The sequence below is a fragment of the Streptomyces sp. A5-4 genome (assembly GCF_051131715.1).
In the GTDB taxonomy this organism is placed as follows: Bacteria; Actinomycetota; Actinomycetes; order Streptomycetales; family Streptomycetaceae; genus Streptomyces.
This window is the reverse complement of the sequence record NZ_CP178591.1, coordinates 8,416,897-8,441,119: the sequence shown is the minus strand read 5'-3', so window position 1 is coordinate 8,441,119 and position 24,223 is coordinate 8,416,897. Positions and strand designations below refer to the sequence as shown.

Annotated in this window: 16 protein-coding genes; 8 read left to right on the top strand and 8 right to left on the bottom strand. The window is 69.0% G+C overall.

What is annotated here, in order from left to right; genetic code table 11:
* Nucleotides 1-18 precede the first annotated feature (18 nt).
* The 3 genes from ACLLJJ_RS39355 to ACLLJJ_RS39345 all read right to left on the bottom strand — a co-directional run bounded on the left by ACLLJJ_RS39355 (nucleotide 19) and on the right by ACLLJJ_RS39345 (nucleotide 7,561).
* Nucleotides 19-1,062: a MupA/Atu3671 family FMN-dependent luciferase-like monooxygenase gene (locus ACLLJJ_RS39355; protein ID WP_434599552.1), complete on the bottom strand. Its 1,044-nt coding sequence runs from the start codon at nucleotides 1,060-1,062 to the stop codon at nucleotides 19-21.
* A 39-nt stretch (nucleotides 1,063-1,101) separates the two neighbouring features.
* A complete protein-coding gene (locus ACLLJJ_RS39350) occupies nucleotides 1,102-7,266 on the bottom strand; it encodes an amino acid adenylation domain-containing protein (protein WP_434599551.1) in 6,165 nt (2,054 codons plus the stop codon).
* A gap of 88 nt (nucleotides 7,267-7,354) precedes the next feature.
* Nucleotides 7,355-7,561 carry an MbtH family protein gene (locus ACLLJJ_RS39345; protein ID WP_434599549.1) on the bottom strand — a complete coding sequence of 69 codons (207 nt, stop codon included), beginning with the start codon at nucleotides 7,559-7,561 and terminating at the stop codon, nucleotides 7,355-7,357.
* A gap of 215 nt (nucleotides 7,562-7,776) precedes the next feature.
* On the opposite strand from ACLLJJ_RS39345, the gene ACLLJJ_RS39340 reads away from it, so the two are divergent.
* Complete coding sequence (locus ACLLJJ_RS39340) at nucleotides 7,777-9,150, top strand: MFS transporter (RefSeq protein ID WP_434599548.1); 1,374 nt, start codon at nucleotides 7,777-7,779, stop codon at nucleotides 9,148-9,150.
* A 31-nt stretch (nucleotides 9,151-9,181) separates the two neighbouring features.
* Nucleotides 9,182-10,873: a DUF885 domain-containing protein gene (locus ACLLJJ_RS39335; protein ID WP_434599546.1), complete on the top strand. Its 1,692-nt coding sequence runs from the start codon at nucleotides 9,182-9,184 to the stop codon at nucleotides 10,871-10,873.
* 73 nt (nucleotides 10,874-10,946) lie between these two features.
* Here ACLLJJ_RS39335 and ACLLJJ_RS39330 read toward each other — a convergent pair whose 3' ends face one another.
* The 4 genes from ACLLJJ_RS39330 to ACLLJJ_RS39315 are packed head-to-tail and all read right to left on the bottom strand — an operon-like array spanning nucleotide 10,947 to nucleotide 14,634.
* Nucleotides 10,947-11,579 (bottom strand): hypothetical protein, encoded by a 633-nt coding sequence (locus ACLLJJ_RS39330; protein ID WP_434599545.1) that lies wholly within the window; start codon nucleotides 11,577-11,579, stop codon nucleotides 10,947-10,949.
* A 7-nt stretch (nucleotides 11,580-11,586) separates the two neighbouring features.
* On the bottom strand, nucleotides 11,587-13,278 hold the full coding sequence (locus ACLLJJ_RS39325; protein WP_434599544.1) for a carbamoyltransferase N-terminal domain-containing protein: 1,692 nt from the start codon (nucleotides 13,276-13,278) through the stop codon (nucleotides 11,587-11,589).
* Between the two features lie 59 nt (nucleotides 13,279-13,337).
* Nucleotides 13,338-13,835 (bottom strand): GNAT family N-acetyltransferase, encoded by a 498-nt coding sequence (locus ACLLJJ_RS39320; RefSeq protein ID WP_434599543.1) that lies wholly within the window; start codon nucleotides 13,833-13,835, stop codon nucleotides 13,338-13,340.
* A 4-nt stretch (nucleotides 13,836-13,839) separates the two neighbouring features.
* Entirely contained in the window at nucleotides 13,840-14,634 is a 795-nt protein-coding gene (locus ACLLJJ_RS39315; RefSeq protein ID WP_434599542.1) for an SDR family NAD(P)-dependent oxidoreductase, read from the bottom strand.
* 789 nt (nucleotides 14,635-15,423) lie between these two features.
* Between ACLLJJ_RS39315 and ACLLJJ_RS39310 the strand changes: the two genes are divergently transcribed.
* From ACLLJJ_RS39310 to ACLLJJ_RS39285, 6 genes are all read left to right on the top strand, one after another.
* Nucleotides 15,424-16,197: a thioesterase II family protein gene (locus tag ACLLJJ_RS39310; protein WP_434599541.1), complete on the top strand. Its 774-nt coding sequence runs from the start codon at nucleotides 15,424-15,426 to the stop codon at nucleotides 16,195-16,197.
* 53 nt (nucleotides 16,198-16,250) lie between these two features.
* Entirely contained in the window at nucleotides 16,251-16,952 is a 702-nt protein-coding gene (locus ACLLJJ_RS39305; protein ID WP_434599539.1) for a thioesterase II family protein, read from the top strand.
* A 110-nt stretch (nucleotides 16,953-17,062) separates the two neighbouring features.
* Entirely contained in the window at nucleotides 17,063-18,754 is a 1,692-nt protein-coding gene (locus ACLLJJ_RS39300) for an ABC transporter transmembrane domain-containing protein (protein ID WP_434599538.1), read from the top strand.
* A gap of 49 nt (nucleotides 18,755-18,803) precedes the next feature.
* The gene (locus ACLLJJ_RS39295) at nucleotides 18,804-20,579 is read left to right on the top strand and encodes an ABC transporter ATP-binding protein (protein ID WP_434599537.1); all 1,776 of its coding nucleotides are present in this window, start codon (nucleotides 18,804-18,806) and stop codon (nucleotides 20,577-20,579) included.
* A gap of 15 nt (nucleotides 20,580-20,594) precedes the next feature.
* Nucleotides 20,595-21,683 carry an ornithine cyclodeaminase family protein gene (locus tag ACLLJJ_RS39290; RefSeq protein ID WP_434599536.1) on the top strand — a complete coding sequence of 363 codons (1,089 nt, stop codon included), beginning with the start codon at nucleotides 20,595-20,597 and terminating at the stop codon, nucleotides 21,681-21,683.
* A 44-nt stretch (nucleotides 21,684-21,727) separates the two neighbouring features.
* Nucleotides 21,728-23,281, top strand: coding sequence for an amino acid adenylation domain-containing protein (locus tag ACLLJJ_RS39285; protein WP_434599535.1), 1,554 nt, complete (start codon nucleotides 21,728-21,730; stop codon nucleotides 23,279-23,281).
* Here the strand turns inward: ACLLJJ_RS39285 and ACLLJJ_RS39280 are convergent.
* Nucleotides 23,257-24,093 (bottom strand): putative nonproteinogenic amino acid hydroxylase, encoded by an 837-nt coding sequence (locus tag ACLLJJ_RS39280; protein WP_434599534.1) that lies wholly within the window; start codon nucleotides 24,091-24,093, stop codon nucleotides 23,257-23,259. The two genes, ACLLJJ_RS39285 and ACLLJJ_RS39280, sit on opposite strands and share 25 nt — an antisense overlap.
* Nucleotides 24,094-24,223 lie beyond the last annotated feature (130 nt).

Below are 24,223 nucleotides of genomic sequence, written 5' to 3'. Positions count from 1 at the left end.
TTTCTCGGCCTCCAAGCCTTATTGCGACGCCTCACGCAGCGTGTTCACGTGGCGCAGTCCACCCAGCACGGTCTTTGTGTCCACTCCGAAGTCGATCAGGCAGGCGATCTCGTCCACACCGATGCCGCGCAGGTGCTCCACGGTGTCGGCCACCTCGGACACCGTGCCGAAAAGCCCTCGCTCGTCGAAGTAGGAGTCGAAGGACCGGGACACAATGAAGTCGATGTCCTCCTCGTCGAGCTCATCGGTATCAAAATCGGGGTCGGCCTCCCTGAACGACCGGGTGATGAGCTGGATGGAGCTTCTGAGGTAGTCGCGGAGCGGCTCGCGCACGGCCTCTCGGGCTTCGTCCCGGCTGTCGGCGAGGAAGGTGTGCAGCATCAACACCACGTGGCCGTTCCACCCGTTGTGTGTTTCCTGGGCGACCCGTCGGTATTCGGCGATCTTGGTGGCGAGTTCGGTGACGTCCTGATGCAGCAGATGCGTCAGTACCCCGGCCCGGGCAGTGGCCGCTGCGCGGAAGGTTTCCACCTCGCCGGCGCTGGTCACCCAGACCGGCAGCTCCTGCTGTACGGGAGGCGGGAACACCCGTACCGGTGTTGTCCGCCCGGTCCCGTCAACGACATCGAGGGATTCACCGCGCCACAGACTCCGCACCTGTTCGATGCTGTCCATCATCACGCGCTTGCGGTCCTCGTAGGGCCCCCGGCTCAGTGCGAAGTCGACAGGATGCCAGCCTGAGGCGAAGGAGACACCGACTCGGCCCCCGGAGAGATTGTCGACGACCGACCATTCCTCGGCGATCCGCACGGGATGGTGCAGCGGCGACACCACGCTGCCCGCTCTGATCTCGATGTTCTCGGTGGCTGTGGCCAGCGCCGCGCCCACCACCGCCGGGTTCGGATAGAGCCCGCCGAAGGCATGGAAGTGGCGCTCGGGGGTCCACACCGCACGAAAGCCGTGCCGGTCGGCGAACCGTGCGCCTTCGAGCAGCAGCTCATACCGTCCGCCGCCGTCGTTCGGGGTGCTGTCGTCCGCGAAGTAGAAGAGGCTGAAGTCCATGGAGCACCCTCGTAGTTCGAGATCTGTTGTGCGGAGTGGTCAGCCCTGTCGGCGCATTCTGCGCAGCGCCGGCCGGGCCTTGCGCGCGCCGGCGAGTTGCTCGGCGAGGTCGGCGATACAAGGAGCGTCGAAGACCGCACCGATCGGCACTTCGACTCCGAACTCGACCCTGATGCGGCTGATCAGCCGCGTCACGAGCAGCGAGTGGCCGCCGAGGTCGAAGAAGCTGTCGTCGATTCCCACTTCGTCGAGCCCCAGGATCTCGACGTACATCCGGCACAGCGCCTCTTCGCGCGGGGTCCGTGCCGCGCGTCTTCCCCTGCCCCGGGCGGGGTCGGGTGCGGGCAGGGCGGTGCGGTCGAGCTTGCCGTTCGGCGTGAGTGGGAAGCTGTTCAGGACCACGACGGCCGAAGGCACCATGAAGCCGGGAAGGAAGGCCTCGGCCCGGCGCAGGACCGACTGTTGGAGACGTGTGTCGTTGCCGGGCCCGGTGCAGGGGACGTTGACGTGAGGTCCGAGGTCTGCCTCCAGTCCGGGCCGGTGGTCTCCGAAGGACTCCTCCCCTGTCTCCGGGCCCCCTGGGAGGGGAGCGAGCACCACGTCGAAACTCTCGGGTTCCGACACTTCGGACCAGCGCAGCACCACTTGTCGGCCCTCCTTCTCCATGCGCCGGGCGAGCTCCTCCGGATCCACGCCGCCGGGCTGCGCGTTGCCGAGCAGGCGAAGGTCCGACGCCAGCCGGGCGTTGGGAATCCCCGTGATGCGAAGCACCCGGTCCGAGCGCTCCTCGTGCACGAAGTCCCGTATGTCGTCGAGGGCATGGACCTCCTGCCCCCAGGTGAGTTCCACAACCGCACCTGCCGCGCCTCGGGCGGGCGCGGTGCGCAGCACCACGTCGTAGCGGTAGCGGCTCAGCTCATTGTGGTAGGTGCCCCGCTTCAACCGGATGTCGCAGGAGGTGAACCGGTCGGAGGAGGCGATCAGCGCACGGAAGAAGTCCGGATCCACCAGAAGCTCCTGCTCCCCGGCGAGGTTTCGCTCCACGGCCCGAAGATGAGCCGGGCTGCCCGGCTCGACCCCGGTGCGGCGCACGGCGACGGCGGCGTGGAAGCACTTCAGGAGCCTCAGGTTCCTTACGTCGCCGACAAATACGGAGCCGCCGGGGGCCAGCGCCGCGCCCGCGTGACCCAGGACGCGTTCGAGGTAGTCACCGCCGGGGAAGTATTGCGCCACCGAGTTGAGCACCACAACATCGAAGTGGGCTGCCGGGATGCCGGTCATGTCGTCGGCCGACTGATTCCGCAGGACGACCCGGCCGGCGACGTCCGGCCGGTCGTCCACCTGTCGGCGCAGCTTCCCGATCACCTCCGAGGAGTGGTCGAGACCCCAGTACTCGGTGGCACCGCGAGCGAGACGTGACAGCAACAGGCCGCTTCCCACGCCCAGTTCGAGTACGCGACGGGGACCGAGCAGCTCGATGCTGCGGACCGTCTCGTCCCGCCACTGCCGCATCTCGTCCAGCGGGATGTCGGTTCCGTCGTAGCTGCTGCGCCAGCCGGTGAAGTCCTCGCCGTACGCGGCCCAGCCGTCCCGCCCCGGCACCGAGTCGTGCACCTGCTGCCAGTCGGCCGGGTACTCGTCGCCGGACGTCGGCGCAGCAGTAGGCGCGGTGGTGTCCGGCACGACGTAGGCGACGAGCCTGCGGTCGTCGTGCTGGTCCGGTCGCAGGGCCACCACGACATCCGCGATCTCCGGATGTCCGGCGATCACCGCTTCGATCTCCCCGGGTTCGACACGGTGCCCCCTGACCTTCACCTGGTGATCCGCGCGCCCCGCGAACTCCAGCTCTCCGTCGGTGTTCCAGCGCGCCAGGTCGCCGGTGCGGTACATCCTCGCGCCGGGTGCGCCGAACGGGTCGGCCGTGAACCGTTCCGCCGTCGTCGTCGGCCTGTTGAGGTATCCCTGGGCCAACCCCGCCCCTGCGACGTACAGTTCGCCCAGCACACCGGTGGGAGCGGGGCGCAGCCGCTGGTCGAGGACGTACAGGCGGGTGTTACGGATCGGGTGCCCGATGGGCGCCGTCCGACCGTCCCGCAGGGGTCGGCTCATGCTCGCGCACACCGTGGTCTCGGTCGGCCCGTAGGCATTGATCAGAGTCCGGCCGGGAGCCCACCGCCTGACCTGCTCAAGACTGAGCGCCTCGCCGGCCGCAATCAGTGTGCCGACGCCGGACAGTGCCTCGGTCGGCAGGACACTCAGCACCGCGGGCGGCAGCGTGAGATGGGTGATGCGGTGATTTTCGACGAGTCGCCGCAGGTCGGGCCCCGGCAGTAGCTGGGCTGCGGGCGCCATGGCAAGCGCCGCCCCCACGGACAACGCCATGGACATTTCCCAGAAGAAAGCGTCGAAGCTGGGAGAGGCGAACTGCAGCACCCGGTCGGTCGGCCGCACACCCAGCGACCGGATCTGCTGGGCGGCCAGGTTGGCGAGCCCGGAGTGCGCGACGACAACGCCCTTGGGGCGGCCGGTGGACCCGGATGTGTAGATCACGTAGGCAGGGCGGTCGGCGGCGAGAGGGCCGCGCCGCTCCTCGTCCGACAGATTCGACGACGGGCGGGTGCGCGCCGCCGCGATGGTCTCCGGACTGTCCAGTCGCAGCTCGGTCAGACCGTCGGTGGCCCCGGTCGGCAGGGCGGCCTCCCGGGTGGTCAGCAGCAGCGCCGGGGCCGCGTCGGCGAGGACATGGGTGATGCGCTCCGCCGGATACTCCGGGTCCACCGGCAGATAGGCCGCGCCTGTTTTCATGACCGCGAGTACGGCCACGACGAGATCCACCGACCTGGTGACCGCCGAGGCGACCAGCGCACCGGCGCCGATGCCGATGCCGCGCTCGACGAGGATGCGCGCCTGCCGGTTGGCTCGTGCGTTGAGCTCCCCGTACGAGACCCGGTCCCCCTCGAACAGCACCGCGGTCGCGTCCGGGTGCTGTGCGGCCTGCTCCTCGAACAGTTCAAGGAGTGTGGGGGCGGGTCCGATGTCCTCCGTGCCGCTCCACTCGGCCAGGAGGCGCTCTTCCCCGTCTGTCAGCACGTCGTAGCGGTCGAGGGGCAGGTCCGGGTCGGCGACAGCCGTCTCCAGGACGCGCCGCAGTCGCGCCGACAACGCCTCCGCCGTCCGGGTGCCGAACAGGTCGGTGGAGAATTCCAGGGATCCGCGCAGACCGCCCGGCGCCCCGTCCCCCGCCCGCAGCTCGGTGACCGACAGCGCGAGATCGAATTTCGCGGTGCCCACCGCGACGGGCTCCGGCCGCACTTGCAGGTCACCGAAGTCCCATACGGGGTCCGGAGTGTTCTGAAAGGCGAGCAGCACTTGGAAGAGCGGCTGCCGCCCCGCAGCACGCACCGGATTGAGCGCTTCGACGAGGCAGTCGAAGGGCAGGTCCTGATGGTCGGCGGCCGCGAGATCCGTTTCGCGGATCCGCGCGAGGATGTCGCTGAAGCCCGGGTTGCCCGAGGTGTCCGTCCTCAGGACCAGGGTGTTGACGAAGAAACCGACCAGGTCCTCCAGGGCAGGGTCGTCGCGTCCTGCCGTCACCGCACCGATGGGTATGTCCTCGCCGGCTCCCAGTCGCGTCAGCAGGGTGGCGAGGGCCGCCTGCATCACCATGAAGACGGTGCACCCGTGCTCGCGGGCCGTGGCCACCAGTGCACGATGCAGTTCCGCGTCGCACTCGAAGGGCACCGCCGCTCCCGGGCGACTGGAGGAGAGCGAACGGGGGCCGTCCGCCGGGAGCGCGAGCGTCTCCGGCATCCCTTCGAGCGCCTTGGTCCAGTACGCCAGTTGCTGCCGGCGCAGGCCGGCCGGGTCACCCTGCGGGCCCAGGAGTTCGTCCTGCCACAGGGTGTAGTCGACGTACTGGACCGGGAGTTGGGGCCAGTCCGGCCGCTGCCCGACGCGGTGTGCGCGGTAGGCCACGGCCAGGTCGCGCGCCAGCGGTCGCATGGACCACCCGTCGCTGGTGATGTGGTGCATCACCAGGATCAGGACATGGGCGTCGGGGCCGAGCGTGAACAGAGCCGCGCGCAAGGGTGGCTCCGTGGCCAGGTCGAAAGGGGCCCTGACTGTCTCGCGCAGCGCCTGTGCCAGCTCCTCCTCCCCCACGGCCCGCAAGGGGACGGCCGGGCGGGCCGCACCGGGGGCGAGGATGCGCTGATGAGGTTCACCGTCGCGGTCGGGAAAGACAGTGCGCAGGGACTCGTGGCGATCGACGACGTCACCCACCGCGGACCGCAGCGCCTCCGCGTCCAAGGCGCCCGTGAACCGGAATGCCACATGCTCGTTGTAGGTGGGATTCGGCCCTTCCACGCGGTCCAGGAACCACAGGCGTCGCTGGGCCGCGGAGAGCGGTGGCCGCTCCGGACGCGGCCGACTGCGCAGCGCGGGCCGGGCCGGCTGCTCCGTACCGAGCCGTTGCGAGAGGGCCGTCGGTGTCGGAGCCTCGAACACGTCACGCACAGTCGGCCCGGTGCCCGCCTCGGCTCGTATCCGGCCGACGAGCCGCATGGCGAGGAGCGAGTGGCCGCCCAGCTCGAAGAAGTTGCTGTCGGCGTATACGTGGCCCAGGCCGAGCACTTCGGCGAACAGCCCGCACAGGATTTCCTCGGTCGCCGTGCGGGGGGCTCGGCCCCGCACGGCACTCACCTGGGCGGGAGCAGGCAGCGCCGCCCAGTCCGTCTTGCCGTTCGGCGTCAGGGCGAAGGATTCGACGACCACCACGGCCGACGGCAGCATGGGGGCGGGCAGCCGAGCAGCGCAGTGCTCCAGCAGTGCCGCGGGTTCCACGTCGTGCGGTGCGAGGGCCGTCGTGATGTACGCGACGAGCCGCCGGTCTCCGGGGCGGTCCTCACGCACGGTGGCAACGGCCCTGGATACACTGGAGTGTTGAGCCAGTACTCCCTCGATTTCGCCCGGCTCGATCCGGTGGCCGCGCAGCTTCACCTGGCGGTCCGACCGCCCGATGTACTCAAGGTCTCCTCCGGGCAGGCGACGCACCAGATCGCCGGTCCGGTACATCCGGGCCCCCGCCGGGCCCGTGGGGTCGGCGACAAACCGCTCGGCGGTCAGCCCGGGGCGCCGCGCATAGCCTTCCGCGACCCCCGCCCCGGACAGGTAGAGCTCCGCCACCGCTCCCTCCGCGACCGGCCGCAGGGCCGCGTCAAGGACGTGCGCCCGTACTCCTGGCAGCGGCGGTCCGATGCGCGGGTTTGGTCCAGCGACCCGGGCCGCGGTCGAGTCCACGGTGCATTCGGTCGGACCGTACAGATTGACGGCGCTCACCAGTCCGCCGTCGGACAGCCGCACCAGGTCCTCCCACATGGCGGGAGGCACGGGCTCGCCACCGAGGAACAGCCGCAGCGGGCCGGGGCCCGTGACAGCCTGGGTCACATGGGGGCGCAGTACCTCCCAGTGCGAGGGCGTCGCATCAAGGTCGGTGACGCGCTGGTCACGGAGGAACTCCGCGAACCGCCGAGGATCGTCGCGCAGTTCGTCCGTGGGCAGGACCAGGGTGTCGCCGCGGCAGATCCTTGCCCACTGCTGGAGCGAGGCGTCGAAACCGAGCCCCGCGTTCCAGGCCACTCGGGCGGGCTCGGCCGGGTAGATCCCTGCCTGTTCCAGGGCGTGTACGAGGTGCGCGATGTTGCGCCGGGTGACCACCACGCCCTTGGGACGCCCTGTGGTGCCCGAGGTGTGGATGACGTACGCCGGGCTCTGCTCCCGAACAACCGGCCACGCGGTGCCACGAGGGGGCCGTTCGTGGCCGGACTCGACGTCCAAGGCCGCGACGCCGTCGGGAAAGTCCAGGTCGAGAGGGCCGCCGGTGAGCACCACCCGAGCACCCGAGTCCCGCGCCAGGTGGTGCAATCGCTCGCGCGGGTACGCGGGGTCCAGCGGTACGTATGCCGCGCCCACGCGCCATACGGCAAGCATCGCGGCAACCAGGTCCGCGCAGCGTGGCAAGCAGACCGCCACGGCCGATCCGGGTGCCACCGCGGCGGCGAGCAGGGCTGCCGCGATCTGTTCCATACGATCGTTCAGTTCACGGAAGGTCAGGGATCCCGAGGGCACACAGACAGCGACTCGCTCCGGATGCAGAGCGGTCGTCTCCGAAAAGCGCTCCAGGAGATCGATCTCGCCAGTGTCCACGAAGGACTCCTTGATCTGGGGCGGGCAGGCTGAAACCTTCGCGGTCGGCCGGGGTTTCAGCCGGAGTTTCAGCCGGGGGCGGCTCCTGCTACTGCTGCGCGCGCCGAAGGCTCGCCGGCCGCATGTCCGTCCAGGTGCGCTCCACATACTGGAGGCACTCCGCCCGGCTGTCCGGCCCGTGCCCCACGGCCCATCCGTCAGGAACGGCTACCTCCCGCGGCCAGAGCGAGTACTGCTCTTCGATGTTGACAAGCACCAGAAACTGCCCGTCTTCGTCCTCGAAAGGATTCGTCACGCAGATCGCCTCGCTTCCATCCACACAGATTCGGCGGTGATACGCGTTCGTGATCCTAAGCAGCGCATGTGATCGTGCATACACGCTGATGGGAAAGTGACCTTGCTAACATGCCGCACCGCCCGGCCGGTCGGGTGGAGGCCAATACCCGTGGACGCCCACTGTGTTCCCAGGCCCTTCCGGGGCAGTACACCCTCTCGAAAGGTTGTCGCCCCATGAATCATCCGGAGTCCGCGGACGGCGGTAGGCCTTCGCCGCCCGGTCAACTCCCCCGGCCCAGAACGGCGAAGAGCTTCTGGGGACTGCTCACCCAACGCAACTTTCGACTGCTGCTGATCGGCGAGACGTCGAGCAAGCTCGGCACCAGCGTCAGCTCGGTCCTGCTGCCCCTCATAGCCGTCAGCACTCTCCACGCCTCCCCCTTCATGGTCGGCCTGCTGACCGCTGCCCCGTGGGTGCCCTGGCTGCTCATCGGGCTGCCCGCGGGCGCCTGGGTCGACCGGCTGCGATGCCGCCCGGTGATGCTCGTCTGCAACCTGGTCTCCGCCGCGCTGTTCGCGAGCGTGCCGGTGGCCTGGTACCTGGGTGCGCTGAGCATCGGTCAGCTCCTCCTGGTGGCGCTCCTGACGGGCGCGGCGTCCGTCTTCTTCTCCACCGCCTACTCCGCTTACCTGCCGTCCCTGGTCACCAAGGCCGAACTGATGGAAGGGAACGCGAAACTGCAGATCGGTGACCAGACGACCCGGGTGGCCGGGCCGGGCCTCGGTGGACTCGTCGCCCAGGCACTCGGCAGTGCCCCCGGTCTGCTGCTCGATGTGCTGTCCTTCGTCGTCTCGTCGCTGTGCCTCCTGCGGATAAAGGCCTCGGAGCGCCGTCCGGCACTCCGCCCTCGGCGCATGCGGCAGGAGATTTCCGACGGGCTCCGGTTCGTCGCAGGCGACCGGTTCGTGCGCCCCGTCACCGTCTTCGGTGCGGCACTTAACCTGGCGCTGGCCGCCTACCAGGCCGTCCAAGTCGTGTTTCTCGTACGTACGGTGGGAGCCGAGCCCGGCCTGGTAGGCCTCTTGATCGCCTGCGGCGGCCTGGGAGGCGTACTGGGAGGGCTCGCCGCCGGACGGCTGGCGCGCCGCTTCGGCACTGCGCGCGCCCTGCTGGCGATCCAGCTGGCGACAACGCCCTTCGGACTGCTCATCCCCCTCGCTGCTCCGGGCCCACGGCTGTTGCTGTTCGTGTTGGGTTCTACCGTGGTCCTGGCCGGCGTCGTGGCCTGCAATGTCATCATCGTCAGCTTCCGGCAGACCTACTGTCCCCCCGACATGCTGGGCCGTGTCACCGCGACCACGCTGGTTCTCAACTACAGCACCATTCCGCTGGGCGCGGTGCTCGGCGGCGCCGTGAACACCGCGCTGGGCCCCCGCACCACGATGTGGATCGTCGTCGGCTCCGTGATTGTCACCAACTGTTCGCTCCTGTGGTCCCCCCTTCGCCATCTCCGGGATTTCCCCACCACGGCGCCACACCCCGAGCAGGAGGTGGCGGCGCCGGGCCGGTCGCCGGGGCCACGAACAGAAGACCAGCGAACGGGGTGACAGCCTCCTGCCCACGTATCAGAATGCAGGCATGTCACCCCCCACGACAGAGCCCCTGCCCCGCCGAGTCGCTGACACCTACGTCGAAGGACTCGTTGTCCTGGACCCCGTCATCGGCACCCATCTGGGCGTCGAGGAGAGCCATGCCAAGCTCCCCGATCTGTCGCCCGGCGGCCGGGACTCGTTGACCCGCCTGGCCCGGGACACCTTGAGCCGGCTCGATGAAGCCGAGCGAGCGCCCGGCGCCGCCGCCGACGTGGAACGCCGCTGCGGACGTCTGCTGCGGGAGCGGCTCGGGGCCAAGCTCGCCATCAACGAGGCGGACGAGCATCTGCGTGCCGTGGCGAACATCGGTGGGCCCGTGCATTCCATTCGGGAGATCTTCGCCGTGACGCCCGCCGAGACGGAGCAGGACTGGGCCGTGATCGCCGAGCGGCTGCGCGGGGTCCCGGCGGCGCTGGCCGGCTACCGCACGGCGCTAGAGTTGGGCCTCGCACGCGAACTGCACGCCTCACCGCGCCCCACAGCCACCTTCATCGGTCAACTCTCGGCGTGGGTCGGGGACACCGGGGACGAGCGCTGGTTCGAGCAGTTCACCGAGCCCGGCCCCGCATCGCTGCGCAGTGAACTCGACTCCGCGGGCGCGGGAGCGACGCAGGCCGTGGTGGACCTCCGCGACTGGATGCGTGAGGTGTACGCCCCCGCCATCAAGGGGTCTCCCGACGCGGTCGGCCGCGAGCGGTACGCCCGCTGGTCCCGCTATTACAACGGCGCGGACCTGGATCCGGACGAGGCCTACGCGTACGGCTGGTCGGAGTACCACCGCATCCTCGGTGAGATGGAAACCGAGGCCCAGAAGGTGCTGCCCGGTGCGGCCACCCCCTGGGAGGCTCTCAAGCACCTCGACGAGCACGGCGAGCACATCGAGGGTGTCGACGCCGTCCAGTCCTGGCTGCAGACCGTGATGGACGAGGCGATGGACGCGCTCGACGGCACCCACTTCGAACTCGCCGACCGGGTGCGCAAGGTGGAGTCCCACATCGCCCCGCCGGGCGGCGCCGCAGCTCCGTACTACACATCGCCGTCGGAGGACTTCACCCGTCCTGGCCGCACCTGGCTACCGACCATGGGCGCCACCCGCTTCCCCGTGTACGACCTGCTGTCGACGTGGTACCACGAAGGTGTGCCGGGACATCACCTGCAACTCGCGCAGTGGGTGCACGTCGCCGAGGATCTTTCCCGCTATCAGGCGACCGTCGGTGCGGTGAGCGCCAACTGCGAGGGCTGGGCGCTGTACGCGGAGCGCCTCATGGACGAGTTGGGTTTCCTCAACACCCCTGAGCGAAGGCTCGGCTATCTGGACGCCCAGATGATGCGCGCCATCCGGGTGGTCGTGGACATCGGCATGCATCTGGAGCTGGAGATCCCCACCGCTTCGCCGTTCCACCCCGGTGAGCGCTGGACTCCCGCGCTCGCCCAGGAGTTCTTCGGTCTGCACTGCAGCCGCCCCGCCGATTTCATCGAGAGTGAGCTCACCCGCTACCTGTCCATGCCGGGGCAGGCCATCGGCTACAAACTCGGCGAACGGGCCTGGCTGCTGGGCCGCGAGAACGCCCGTCGCGCCCACGGCGAATCCTTCGACGCGAAGGCCTGGCACATGGCGGCCCTGTCACTGGGCTCGTTGGGCCTGGACGATCTCGTCGAAGAACTCTCGGCTCTTTGACCGAGCGTCGCTCTGACCGCGATTGACAACGGACTCTCGGCAATTACCTCCCGGGAAGGGCTGGTTGGCGGGATCAGAGGCGGTGGAGGTGCCTCAGCACGGCGTGCGGCACCGACATGTCGATGAACGTTGCGTCCGCCGGGCCCCCGTCCCCGACCGGGAGCACGAGGGACCCTCCGAGCGCCGAGGCCAGCGAGACGGCCGCCGGTGTGGCTTCGAGATGGTGGATGCCACCATCGCTGCCGTACGCGATGCTCGACACCACCGGAATGCGGCCACTGTCCAGGAGCACGCGGAGCACCCCTGCATCGACCAGCAGGTCCTCCCCGGCGAGGACGGTCAGGGTCCGGCCGTCCTCGCCGGTGATGCCGACGGCGAACGGAGTGCGGTCGTTGAGCAGGCCCACCAGCTCCCGCTGGACGTATCCCGCGACGTACCTGCGAAGAGCGGCGGCGTCGTTTTCCGGCCGGGTGAGGATTCGAGGCCCGCCGTCGTGGACCACGACGGGCCTCATCCCGCTGTACCGCAGGAACGCGATGTCGCCGCAGAACGCGTGCCGCAGCCCCTCGTCCGCGAGGACGGGGTGTCCGGCCACCACGACAACTGTCTGGCCGTGGAGCTCCCGCAGCCGGGGCAGGATACCGATGAGGGCCTCTGCCACGCCGTGCGCCGCCGCGGAGCCCGAGCGGGAATCCTGCGAAATCACGGTCGGCTCAGCCGTCCGTCCTCTGGTACAGCGTCCCTTCACTCCAGATCCGGGAGACCCGGCCCCACTGTGCCGCGGAGGCCACGTCGGGGAAGAAGCCGTGCCCGTTGAGGTTGGCGCTGGTGTTGCACAGCACGGGGACACCGCTGAGCCGGTGGTAGGCGGACAGCACGGTGAAGAGCAGGCTGTCGTCCTCCGGCCCGACCGTCTGCAGTCGTGCGGTGCCGTCCAGGTGAATGACCGCCGGGATCCGTTCGCGCCAGTCCGCCCGCACCTCGTGGTCGAAGAGCATGTGTGGGTCCGGCGTACCGGGCGAGAAGATCGCCGGGGCCTCGCCCTCCAGGCAGATGGGGGCGATGGGCCGATAGGGCTCGCGGTCCTTGACGCGGTTCAGGTCGTCCTTCATCGACGCGGTGACCGGAGCGGCCAGAATGCTTCGGCCGCCGAGTGCACGGGGGCCGAGTTCGGCGCGGCCGTGCAGGACCACCACGGGCGCCCCGTACTCGTGGAGGATGCGGGCGAGTTCCTCCGGAGTACAGGGTGCCGTCGACCAGTTGGCCGGCAGCTCGGGCGACGGGGAAAGCGCCGGGCCGAGCCGGGGGTTCCAGGCCATCGGCGTCAACCCGGCGTGCTGCGCCCGACCGAGGGCTGCCGCGCCGATGGCCGATCCCGAGTCATTGGGGAACGGCGGCACCCACACATCACGGAAGTCCGGTGCTTCGCGCAGCGCACTGTTCCACTTGATGTTCAGCGCGCAGCCGCCGGCGAAGCACAGATTCCACGGCCCGTCGCCCTTCGCCGCGCGGACCTTGGCGGTTATCCGCTCGACCAGGAGGCCTTCGAAGAAGGCGTGCACACTGGCCAGCGCGTCCTCTTCGCCGACTCCGTCGGCCACCACCCTGGCACGTACCGCGGAGAAGAACTCGTGCACCGGCGGTACGGACCGCTCGAAGAGGCTGCCGTAACCGCCGACCGTCGCGCGGTACTCCACAGCGGCCGGTTCGTCGCTCTCGAAAACGCGATGGAACTCCTCGCGCAATATGGCCAACGCGCCCTTGTCCACCTGACCCAGCGCGATGTAGGCCATGAGTTTGCCTGCGATCGACAGGTCGTCGACCGTGTTCGACTGGACATCCCTGCGGAAGGGCCCGAAGTGGTGTCCCGCGATGGCGTAGGCATGCCCGAGGAGGGGAAAGAGCTCTCCGAGGTTCTCCACACCGTCGTCCGGGTCCACCCAGTAGAGGCGCGGGAAGAGCCCGCCGTCCCAGACGAGGACGAAGGAGCTCTCGCCCCGTTGGGCGAAGGGGCTGGAGACGTACGCGCTCGCCACGTGTCCCGCCGCGTGCGGGTAACTGGTGTACGGATAGCTCTCGCCGTCCATCGGGAAGGTGCCCGAGACGCTCGGCCGGTCCAGCGCCGGGCAGGCCTGCGACTCCCGGTACGGACCGACCACGACCTCCGTCGGCCTCCCCTGGTCGAGCAGCGCCACCGTGCCGGACACGTCGCCGTCCCAGCCGTCGATGACCCACTCGTCCACGTCCTCCGGCTTGTAGCCGAAGTCGGCCAGGATCCCGGGGATGAGGCTGAAGTCGGCAACGGTGCTGTAGCGCAGACCGTTTCCCAGCTTCTCCATCTCCACGCTGAAAACCAGGCGGTCGTCGTCAAGAAGGGCGACGGCACCGTCGTGCGTGAGTTTCAACCCGCAGATTATCAACTGTGTCACTCCTTGGTCGGCATGAGCATGCACGCGGACATGAATCAGTCTCCGGACCGCTCGTCGGTCAGTCTCAACCGATAAAGACTGGATCTTCGGCCGGGGCGGAATAGTGTGCGCCATTCATCGCGGATCTCGCTCACCGGGATTTTCGAGAATCCCAGCGTCTCGAACCATTCTCCGCCGTATCGGGAGACCGCCAACAGAGAGTGATATCCCTGCTCTCTGCCAGTATGGGCAGCAACCTCGATCAGATGGCGGCCGATTCCCCGGCCCTGCCATTCTGCGGCGATGCACAGGTTGTAGACGACCAGGCTCCTCCCCGAAGGAGCCGTCCCCGCACAGCCGACCAGGCGGCCTCCTTGCGGGGCGACCAGGAATTCATGCACTTTTTCGGCCAGTTCTGCGGGAGTCCGAGCGACGAGCAGACCGTCCTCGACAAAGGGTGCCGAGAGCAGCGAGATCTGCTCCGCGTCCTCGGGGCGCGCGGGCCTCGCGACGAGGGCGTCCCGTGCGTCCCCTTTCCGGGAGGCTGCCCGCACGGACTCACGTAACATCCGTACCGTCCGCCGGAGTGGTCCGGCTGCCGGCGAACCCGAGCCCGAAGTTCTGATCGGACGGCATCAGTTCGATCATGTTTATGTTGACGTGGGCCGGCCTCGACACGCACCAGGCGACCGCTTCCGCCACGTCGTCGGCAGTGAGTGGCTGGATACCCTCATAGAGCGCGTCCGCGCGCTCCACGTCTCCGTCGAAACGGACCTGGGCGAACTCGGTCTTCGCCATCCCGGGCGCCACGCAGCTCACCCGGACGCCCGTGCCCTGGAGGTCGACGCGCATGTTCAGCGACAGCTGATGCACGAAAGCCTTGGTGGCGGCATAGACATTCCCGCCCATGTAGGGGTAGTTCGCAGCGATCGACCCGATGTTCACCACATGCCCGGAGCCGCGGGACACGAGTCGTGGAAGCAGCACCTCGCTGACGTTCAACAGACCGGAGATGTTCGTGTCGATCATCTCGCGCCAGGACTCAGGACTGCCCGATTGCAGCGGCCCGAAACCCCGGGACAGGCCGGCGTTGTTGATGAGGACCGAGATGTCGCGGAAATCCGGGGGCAGTTCGTCGAGGGCTCGGGCCAGGCCCTCCCGGTCCCGGACATCGGCGACCACCGGCAGGATCGCCCCGGTGGAATCCTGCTCCGCCAGGGCCTTCAGCCGGTCCGCCCGGCGGGCCAAAGCCACCACCGAGTAACCCTGCCGGGACAACAACTGCGCGATTCTCTCACCGAATCCCGACGACGCACCTGAAACCACGGCTACGCCACGTTCGTCCTGCGCCATTCCACACATCCCCTCGGTCCCGTCGCGCTGTATCGCCACGAAGACTTCACGCGGTCACCCCACGCCCCGATCGGAGCGTGAGATACGAGCACCTGTCCAGCGGCATTGGGTTCTCCGCGCGCGCTGACTGAACCAGAGCCACTCCTGCTTACTTCGAGCAACCCACACCGGAAAGGAGCCCAGGTCGACTTGACCTCCACTCCATAAATTCCGTGCCAGTGAATCATGCACCGATACAGCACAACCATGTGACGTACAGCACACTGCCCTGCACTTGATTCTCCGTCACCGAGTCGGACTATCCTCTCCTTTGGCTCCGACTCGGACACATCGGGCGGTCGAAATATTTCTCTTGCCCGTTGAACTGCTCTCCGTGATAGGAATGTTGGCGACGGGGTAGGGGGCATGTGAATTCACGATTGCGGATGTGTCCGAGCAGCAGGTACGGCCAAGCCGTGCCACCATCTCCCTGTGCTGCGGGTGCCGTTGATGTTGTGTCCGGCTGCCGAGCCATGGACCGCGCTCCCCCACTGAACGCCACCCTCGACTCGCAAGGGAAACAGTGTGTCTGCCATTCAGAAACGTCACCTTCGCGCGTCCGTCATCGACCGGTTCTCGCCACATCGGCGGTGCATCTGGCCGCAATTGAACCCGGCATGCAACTCCGCGGCTCTCGCCGGACCGGAGAGTCCCGGGCGCAAGCCGGAGAAGCCGGCCACCGACCGTGCTGTGGTGGCAGGAGTCCTCCGCGTACGGGCCGACCGCGTGTGGTCCTGAGCCCACGCGCCCATGACCACCCCCCATGCATCGACGACAGGCGCTTCCCGCAGCATGGTGCGCACCGCACCGCGCCCGGACGCCCACACCACCCTGTACTGCCTGCCTCACGCGGGTGGCGCCGCTTCGGCATACCGCGACTGGTCCACCCAGCTGCCCGCCTGGTTGGAGGTCGTGGCGGTGCAACTGCCCGGCCGTGAGCACCGAGTGGCCGAGCCCCCGACGTTCTCGCCCGAGGACACGGCGGCCGCCGTCGAGGCCGACCTGAGCGCGCATCCGGACCGGTCCATCGTGCTGTTCGGGCACAGCATGGGAGGTCTGCTCGCCTTCGAGGTCGCCCGGCTGCTCGCGAGAGACGGTGGACCGGCTCCCACCGGGCTGTTCGTCTCCGGCTCGGAGCATCCCGCCGCGAAGGAGCACACCGACCCGGCGGTCTCCCAACTGTCCGACCCGGAGCTGCTCGACTGGGCCGTCGCCCTCGGCGGGATGCCGGCCTGGGTAGTGGCGGAGCCACAGATGCACGAGCTGGTGCTGCCCATCCTGCGCGCCGACTGCGCATGGCTGGAAAACCATGTTTACCGGGCCGCCGCACCACTCGCCTGCCCGATCACCGTCATGGCGGGCGAAGCCGACCCCCATGTGGGAATCACCGGATTGCGGGCGTGGCAGATGGAAACCACAGGGAACTTCCGCATGCGCCGCCATCCCGGTGGGCACTTCTACGCCGATGACAAACTGCCCGAGGTCCTCGGCGGGGTCGCCGACGACGTACGGGGGTGGCTGTGATGCCGGGTCCACTCGTGGAGTGGGAGCCGCCACGTGGCGCGAGGGCACTGTTGGTGTGTCTGCCCCACGCCGGTTCCGGCGCTTTCCAGTTCCGCCCCTGGCAGGAACTGCTCGGCCCCGACGTGGCGTTGCTGGCCGTACAACTGCCGGGCCGGGAGAACCGGTGGCGGGAGGAACCCGCGACCACCATGGCGGAGGTGCTCGACGAGCTGACCCCGGCGCTCGCCGCCCGGCTCGACCGGCCCTACCTGGTGTTCGGCCACAGCATGGGTGCACTGGTCGGGTACGAACTGGCCCGCGCCCTGGGCCGCGCACACGGCCGGTGGCCGAGCGGATTCGTCGCCTCGGCGGCCCGGGCGCCGGACACCCAGGGAGACCCGTCCCGCGCGGCTGAACTGACCGATCAGCAGCTCGTCGCGGAACTGGTCGCCGACGGGGCCGTGCCCGCGGCCGTAGCGACCAACGACCGGCTGGCAGCGGCGATCGCACGGCCCCTGCGCGGCGACATCACCATCTGTGACTCCTACACCCCGCCCGTCGCGGACAGCCTTCTCCCTTGCCCGATCAGCGCATGGAGAGGGCAGGAGGACACGGGGGTGACTGAAGACCATGTCCACGGGTGGAGCAAGTGCTCCACCGGAACCAGCACGGTGCGGACGTTCGCAGGAGACCACTTCTACCATCTCGCCGCTCCCCACAAGGTGACCTCTGAGCTGCGGAGTTTCATCGCGGGCCAGCTGGGACCGCGTAGCTGACCGACGACGTCCCAGCACATTCCCCGGCCCACGACGCGCCACCTCCACTCCTCTCAGCCACCCCCGCCCGACCCGGACACCCGGAGGTCGGCAACCCGAAGGAAGTCGCATTGCCAAGCAACAATCCACTGCCCGAGCTGGGAGATCCGGATCTCCGCTCACCCAAGAGCTATCTCCGCTGGCTCATCGGCAGGCAGTCGAGCACACTGTCCCTCGGAGTGTTCTGGGGCTGTCTGTGGATGGCCAGCATGGGCCTGAGCCCCTTCGCCATCGGCCGGGCCATCGACGCCATGTCGGACAAGGACACCGACGGAGTGCTGGTCTGGACAGGCGTCATCATCGGGCTCGCCCTGGTGACCACCGTCGGCAGTGTGTGCCGGCACCGCTGTGACACGATCGGCCGGCTCAAGGCCAACTACCTGACGATCCGGCTCGTGACCGCCCAGGCGGCGCGGCTGGGCGCCGGGCTGCCGAAGCGGGTCTCCGCCGGCGAAGTGGTCGCCATCGGTACGGCGGACATCGCCCGCATCGGAGCCCTGCCCGGGGCCGTCGCCCGAGGCATCGGTAGCGCGGTCACCGTTGTACTCGTCGCCGCGGTGCTGCTCTCCACCTCGGTCGCCCTGGGACTGCTGGTCCTCATCGGCGTCCCCGCCCTGCTCGCCGGAACGGGCCCGCTGCTCAGCCCACTTCACAAGCGGATCGGCAACTACCGCGATCTCCAGGGCGAATTGACCGCGCGGGCCAGCGACATCGTGTCCGGTCTGCGCGTCCTGCGCGGCATCGGCGGCGAGGCCGCGTTCGGCGAGCGCTACCGCAAGGACTCGCAGCGGGTGCGCCACGCGGGAGTCCACGTGGCGAAGGTCGAATCGGTGCTGCCCGCCGCCGAGGTGCTGCTCCCCGGGATCTTCGTGGTGGCGGTCGTCTGGATCGGGGCACGTCTCGCCGTCGGGGGCGGCCTCTCCGCCGGTGACCTCGTCGCCGCCTACGGATACGCCGCATTCCTCATGATGCCGATGCGCACCGTCACCTCGGCGGTGCAGTCGTTCGTCGGCGCCGGCGTGGCCGCGGAGCGGGTCGTACGGGTACTGGCCCTGGAGCCCGACCCCACCGCCGGCACCCCCCGGGTCAACCTCAGCGAGGCGCCCGACCTGTACGACGCGACATCAGGGCTGCGGGTCCGGCCCGGGCTGCTGACCGCGATCGCCGCCGCCACACCGGAGGAAGGCGCCGAAATCGCCGACCGGCTCGGGCGCTACGCCCAGGGCCAGGTCACCGTCGGGGGCCTACCGCTGGAGACCCTGCCGCTGGAACAGGTGCGGGATCTCGTGCTGGTGGCCCGCAACGACGACACCCTGTTCTCCGGAGTCCTGAGCGAGGAACTGGGCGGACCCTCGGAGCGGGTACGGGCCCAGGCCCTGCACACGGCCAACGCGGAGGACATCGTCGAAGCCCTCCCGGACGGCATGGACACCCTCGTCACCGAGGGGGGCTCCACGTTCTCGGGCGGGCAGCAGCAGCGCCTGCGGCTGACGCGCGCCCTGGCCGCCGCTCCCGGAGTGCTCGTCCTGGTCGATCCGACCAGCGCCGTGGACGCGCACACCGAAGCGATCATCGCCGAACGGCTGCACAGCTCCAGGGAGGGCCTTACGACCGTGGTCGTGAGCAACAGCCCGCTGCTGCTCGACCGGGCCGACGAGGTCGCCTTCGTCGAGGACGGCAAGGTCGTCGTGACCGGCACACACCGTGAACTGGCGTCCGGGACGTCCCAGTACGCGGCCGTCGTCATGCGGGAGGAGACGTGACCGTCTCCGCCCCCGACCCTTTCGACAGCCGCCCCCAAAGGAGTGCACAGTGAGTCTTCCGGTAGCCGACGCGAAGACGGTCCGCCGTCACGTACGGGAGTTGGTGCGCAGTCATACCGGCCTGCTGACCCGCACCGTGTTCTGGTTCGTCCTCGCCACGGCCTGCGGCCTGGTCGTTCCCGCCCTGCTCGGCCGTCTGGTCGAGGACGTCGAGGAGGGCATCACCACCACCCAGGTGGATGTCACCGTCGCGGTGATCGCCGGACTCCTTCTGATCCAGGGGGTGTTCACCCGGGTCGCCCGGCTCCAGGGCGCCCGGCTCGGAGAACTGGTCCTGGCGGACATCCGGGAGGGGTTCATCCGGCGGGTCCTGACGCTGCCCATGGCCACCGTGGAGAAGGCCGGGGCCGGTGACCTGCTGACCCGCAGCACCCGCGACGTGGATTCGCTGTCGCGGGCCGTACGTATGGGCGCGCCGTCGATCCTGGTGGCGAGCCTCTCGGTGGCGCTGACGCTGGTCGCCCTGATCGTGACCAGTCCCATCATGGTGCTGCCGTCCCTCGTCGCCGTACCGCTCATCGTCTACTCGACGCGCTGGTACCTGGCGCGTGCCCGGGAGGCCTACCTCGCCGAGGCGGCCAGCTACTCCGAGCTCACTCAGGGCCTCTCCGAGACCGTGACCGGCGCCCGTACGGTCGAGTCGCTGCGCCGGGCCGGCTCGCGCGTTCGCCGCACCGACCAGGACGTCGAGCGTTCGAACGGGGCCGAGCGGCAGACGCTGTTCCTGCGCAGCGTCTGGTTCCCGCTGATGGACTTCGGGTACATCCTGCCGGTCGCCGCCACGCTGCTCTTCGGCGGACTCTTCTACATCGAGGGCTGGGTGAGCCTCGGCGAGGTCACCGCGGCGACCCTCTATACCCGCGCCGTGATCGACCCGCTGGACGAACTGCTCGGCTGGCTCGACGAGTTGCAGGTCGGCGATGCCTCACTGGCCCGCCTGATCGGCATCGGGGCCGTACCCGCCCCGGCGAACGGCTCCGCCCGGCGGCCCGACGGCGACCAGCTCGCCGCGGAGGGCATCACCTATTCCTACCGTGACGGCCACGACGTGCTGGAAGACGTGAGCCTCAGCACCACCGCCGGTGAGCGCATCGCCATCGTCGGCCCCTCGGGGGCCGGGAAGACCACCCTCGGCCGGATCCTCGCCGGGATCCACGAGCCGCGTACCGGCTCGGTCACGCTGGGCGGCGTACCTCTGCACGAACTGCCGTTGGAGGAACTGCGGCGCCACGTGGCCCTGGTCACGCAGGAACATCACGTCTTCCTCGGCACGGTGCGCGAGAACGTCGCACTGGCTTCGCCGGACGCCACCGACGACCAGGTGACAGCGGCCCTGGCCGCCGTGGACGCGGTGGCGTGGGTGACCGCGCTGCCGAACGGGCTCGAAACCGAGCTGGGCACCGAGGACAGTCCGGTCTCGCCCGGCCAGGCCCAGCAGTTGGCGCTGGCCCGGCTCGTGCTGGCCGACCCGCACACCCTGGTTCTCGACGAGGCCACCTCCCTGCTGGACCCGCGGGCCGCCCGCGACCTGGAACGTTCGCTCGGCGCCGTGCTGCGCGGACGCACCGTCATCTCCATCGCCCACCGACTCCACACGGCCCACGACGCGGATCGCGTGGTTGTGATGGAGGAAGGCCGCATCACCGAACAGGGGCCCCACACGGAACTCGTCTCAGCGGGCGGCGCCTACGCCGGCCTGTGGGAGTCCTGGCACGGACGCGCCCCTTCAGCCCATTCGCACACCTCGGACAAGTCGGAACACTGAGGCCAGGAGAGACCCTTGCAAGGTGAGCACACACACATAGTCGACGCCGAAGCCATCTCCGCCATCGTGGCGAAGGTGGGGCTCGGGCAGCTGTACGACCTGACGATCGAGCGCATGGCCGCCGTCCTCACGGGTGGCCCCGGCGCGACCGTGGAGATGAAGCAGCGAGACGGATTCCTTCTGACCACTCCGCAGTTGGGTCTGCTGGAGTGGATGCCCGCGGTCCGCCACGGTGCCACGGTCTCCATCAAGATGGTCGGCTACAACCCGCACAACCCCGTCAAGAATCAGCTCCCCACCATCCTGTCGACCCTGTGTGCCTTCGACGCGGACAGCGGCCACCTGCGGGCCGTCGTCGACGGGACCTTCGCCACGGCCATCCGCACGGGCGCGGCGTCCGCGCTGGCGAGCCGGGTGCTCGCCCGGCCGGACTCCGCCGTGCTCGGGCTGGTGGGCTGCGGGGCGCAGGCGGTCACACAGTTGCACGCCCTGTCTCGCGTCTTCCCGTTCTCGGAGGTGCTGGTCTGCGACACGGATGTGCGGGCGGAGAACTCCTTCGCGGCCCGGGCCCGGCTGCCCGAGGGGATCGTGCGGGTCGCGCCGCTGCACGAGGTGGAGGAGCGGGCCGACGTGCTGTCCACCGCCACCTCGGTCGCCCCGCACGAGGGCCCGGTCATCCGCGGAAGGGCACTCAAGCCAGGGGTGCACGTCAACACCATCGGCTCCGACATGCCCGGCAAGACGGAGCTGCCGCTGGACCTCCTGCGCAGGGCGGTCGTCGTCCCCGACCACCTGGAACAGGCGAGGGCCGAGGGCGACTGCCAGCAGCTGGCTCCCGAGGAGATCGGGCCCTCGCTCTCCGAGGTCCTCCAGGACGCCGACGCCCACCGAAGGCTGTCTCCGGTCACCACCGTCTACGACTCGACCGGCCTCGCAGTGCAGGACCTTGTCATGGTCGAGGTGTTCGAGGAACTGGCGCGAGAGCTCGATGTCGGTCATCGCATCGCGATCGAGGCCACGGCCGACGACCCGCAGGACCCCTATGCGTTCCTGCCCGGATCGGCAACCCAGTCCTGGGGCGCACGGCTGGGGGCACGGTCGTGACCGCGCGGCTCCCCGGGCACGCCGGGCCCGTGGTGGAGACCGGCGTGTCCACAGTCCTGCAGCTGATCGAGCGGGTGGTGTCCTCGCACCCTCAGGCCCAGGCGGTGCGCGAGCCCGGCCGGAGGGTGACGTACGCGGAGCTCGACCGGCTGGCGGACACCGTCGCGGGCCGCCTGGCAGGGGAGTTCGGGATCGGTCGGGGTGACATCGTGCTGATCGCCGCGCAGGCGGGGGTCGACTTCACCGCCGCGGTACTGGGCACGCTGCGGGCCGGGGCCGCGTACCTGCCCGTCGACACGACCTACCCTCCCGAGCGGATCGAGCAGATCCTGCGGGCGAGCAGCGCGCGGCTGCTGGTCCTGGCCGATCCCGAAGCGGTGGGCTCCGCCATGCGGGGCCTGGCACGGACCGGCCTGGCGGAGCTGGTGGCTGCCGTCGGCCCGTCGGACGCCTCGGCGCCGGCGACCGTCCGACGGTCGCCGGCGCCGGCGGATCCCGCCTATGTCATCTTCTCCTCGGGCTCCACCGGCGCCCCCAAGGGAATCGTCCAGACGCACCGCTGCCTGGCCAACTTCATCGCCTGGCAGGTGGACGGCTCCGGGCTGGGGCGCGGTCGCAGGGTTCTCCAGGTGGCCCCGCTCACCTTCGACGTATCCGTCCAGGAGATGTTCTACACCCTCGCTTCGGGTGGCTGCCTGTATGTGCCGGAGCCTCATGTACGACGCGATCCGCGGGATCTTATCGACTACGTCATCGAGGAACGCATCGAGGTCGTGGACTTCCCGCAGTCGCTCATCGACGTGGTCATGGCGCTGCCGAGGAACTTCGAGCACGCTCCGGATCTGCGCCACATCATCAGTGCGGGCGAGACGGTCCGGGTGACTGAGCCCCTTGATGGACTGCTGACACGTCGGCCGGAGATCACGCTGCACAATCACTACGGGCCCGCCGAGAACCACATGGTGGCCAGCCACTCGGTGAGCGGAGCGGCGGGCAATCTCGAACCGAGGCCACCGGTCGGCTCACTGGTGTGGAACACCTACATCTACCTCCTGGACGAGGACGGCGTACCGGTGCCCGACGGGGAGGTGGGAGAGATCCACATCGGCGGTGTGGGTGTTGCACTGGGATACACCGATCCCGAACTGAGCAGCACCGCGTTCGTGCCCGATCCGTACCGACCGGGCGCCCGGCTGTACCGCACCCGGGACCGGGGGGTGTGGCGGGCCGACGAAACGCTCCAGTTGCTGGGCCGGATGGACGACCTGATCAAGATCCGCGGCAATGCAGTGGAACCGCGGGAGGTGGAGGCGCGGCTCACGGACTTCCCGGGTGTCCGGGACGCCGCCGCGTTCGCGGTGGTGCGGGCCGACGGGGCGGTGGAGTTGCACGCTGCTCTCACCGGTGACCCGCCGTCGGCCCCGGAACTGCGCCGGGCGCTGCTCGACGTACTGCCCGACTACATGGTGCCGGTGCGTTGGTGGCTCACGGACGGGCTGCCCGTCTCACCCAACGGCAAGCTGGACCGCAAGGCGCTGCCGGGCCCCGGGGCGCAGCCCCTGTCCCTCGTTCCTCACCACTCGAACGCCTCCCGGTAACCCCGCTTCTCGATGCAGTACGTCCGAAATGCCCTGGCCTTGTCGGCCATCGCGTTGTCCCCGGTGCGCTCGGCGGCCTCGACGAACCAGTCGAACGCCGCCGTCGCATCGGACTGCCGGTCGAAGTGGACCGCGGCGAATCGTCGGAAGGCTGCGCGCATGGTGGAGGTGGTCAGGCCGGCCGTGGAGGACAGCAGCTCCTCCATCTCGGCTTCCGAGACCGGCGGGCGCGAAACAATATGGACCGACTGTTCCGCCGGAACCGCATTCTTGACTTCAACCGGCTCGTCGGCACCGGCGAAATCAAGACAGAGAGAAAGCCTGGCGGTCGGTGAGATGCTCCGGGCCGAGTGCGGAACAGTCGTATGGATTTTCCATACTTCGCCGCGCCGGAGGTGATACACAATGTCGTTCTCGGAGTGCAGTGAATCCTCGTCCGTTCGCAACGGTATTTGAAGTCGCGTACCCGGCTCGGTGAACTCAAGGAAGTCGATGTGTGGAGCGAGAATTCCATCACTGAGACTGAATACGCGTACCCACTGCAGCCTTTCGAGAGGGAAATGCTCGGTGACCATCGACATGACCCCCGGAAGCTTCCTGCCCAGCTCGGTGACGCCGAGCTGCCCCTCGTAGGGCCGGAAGGACGTGTCCTCCTCGCTGCCGCCGGAATTGGCCAGAACATGCGCCGACCAGGACCCGAAAGTAAACGCGTCGTACTCGCCGCCGGCGTCGTTCGCATCGATGGTCGAGAGCTCTTCAGCAAAGTCGTAGGAGTCGATCGGCAGCGTGGCGATCCTTTGTGATTTGAGCATGCGAAGTCCCGTCGGTTGGTGAGTTCAGGTGGGTACCGAGCGCCGGTGATCGGCAATCCTAACGGCTTGATGAAGGGAGGGCAATGATCGCCCACAGGCTTCCGATTAGTGATTGACAAGATCTACTGCA

Bases quoted from the DNA above. Each gene is read 5' to 3' on its own strand.
- ACLLJJ_RS39310 (WP_434599541.1), top strand. From the start codon at position 15,424: ATGACCACCCCCCATGCATCGACGACAGGCGCTTCCCGCAGCATGGTG.
- ACLLJJ_RS39335 (WP_434599546.1), top strand. From the start codon at position 9,182: ATGTCACCCCCCACGACAGAGCCCCTGCCCCGCCGAGTCGCTGACACC.
- ACLLJJ_RS39340 (WP_434599548.1), top strand. From the start codon at position 7,777: ATGAATCATCCGGAGTCCGCGGACGGCGGTAGGCCTTCGCCGCCCGGT.
- ACLLJJ_RS39315 (WP_434599542.1), bottom strand. From the start codon at position 14,634: ATGGCGCAGGACGAACGTGGCGTAGCCGTGGTTTCAGGTGCGTCGTCG.
- ACLLJJ_RS39355 (WP_434599552.1), bottom strand. From the start codon at position 1,062: ATGGACTTCAGCCTCTTCTACTTCGCGGACGACAGCACCCCGAACGAC.
- ACLLJJ_RS39280 (WP_434599534.1), bottom strand. From the start codon at position 24,093: ATGCTCAAATCACAAAGGATCGCCACGCTGCCGATCGACTCCTACGAC.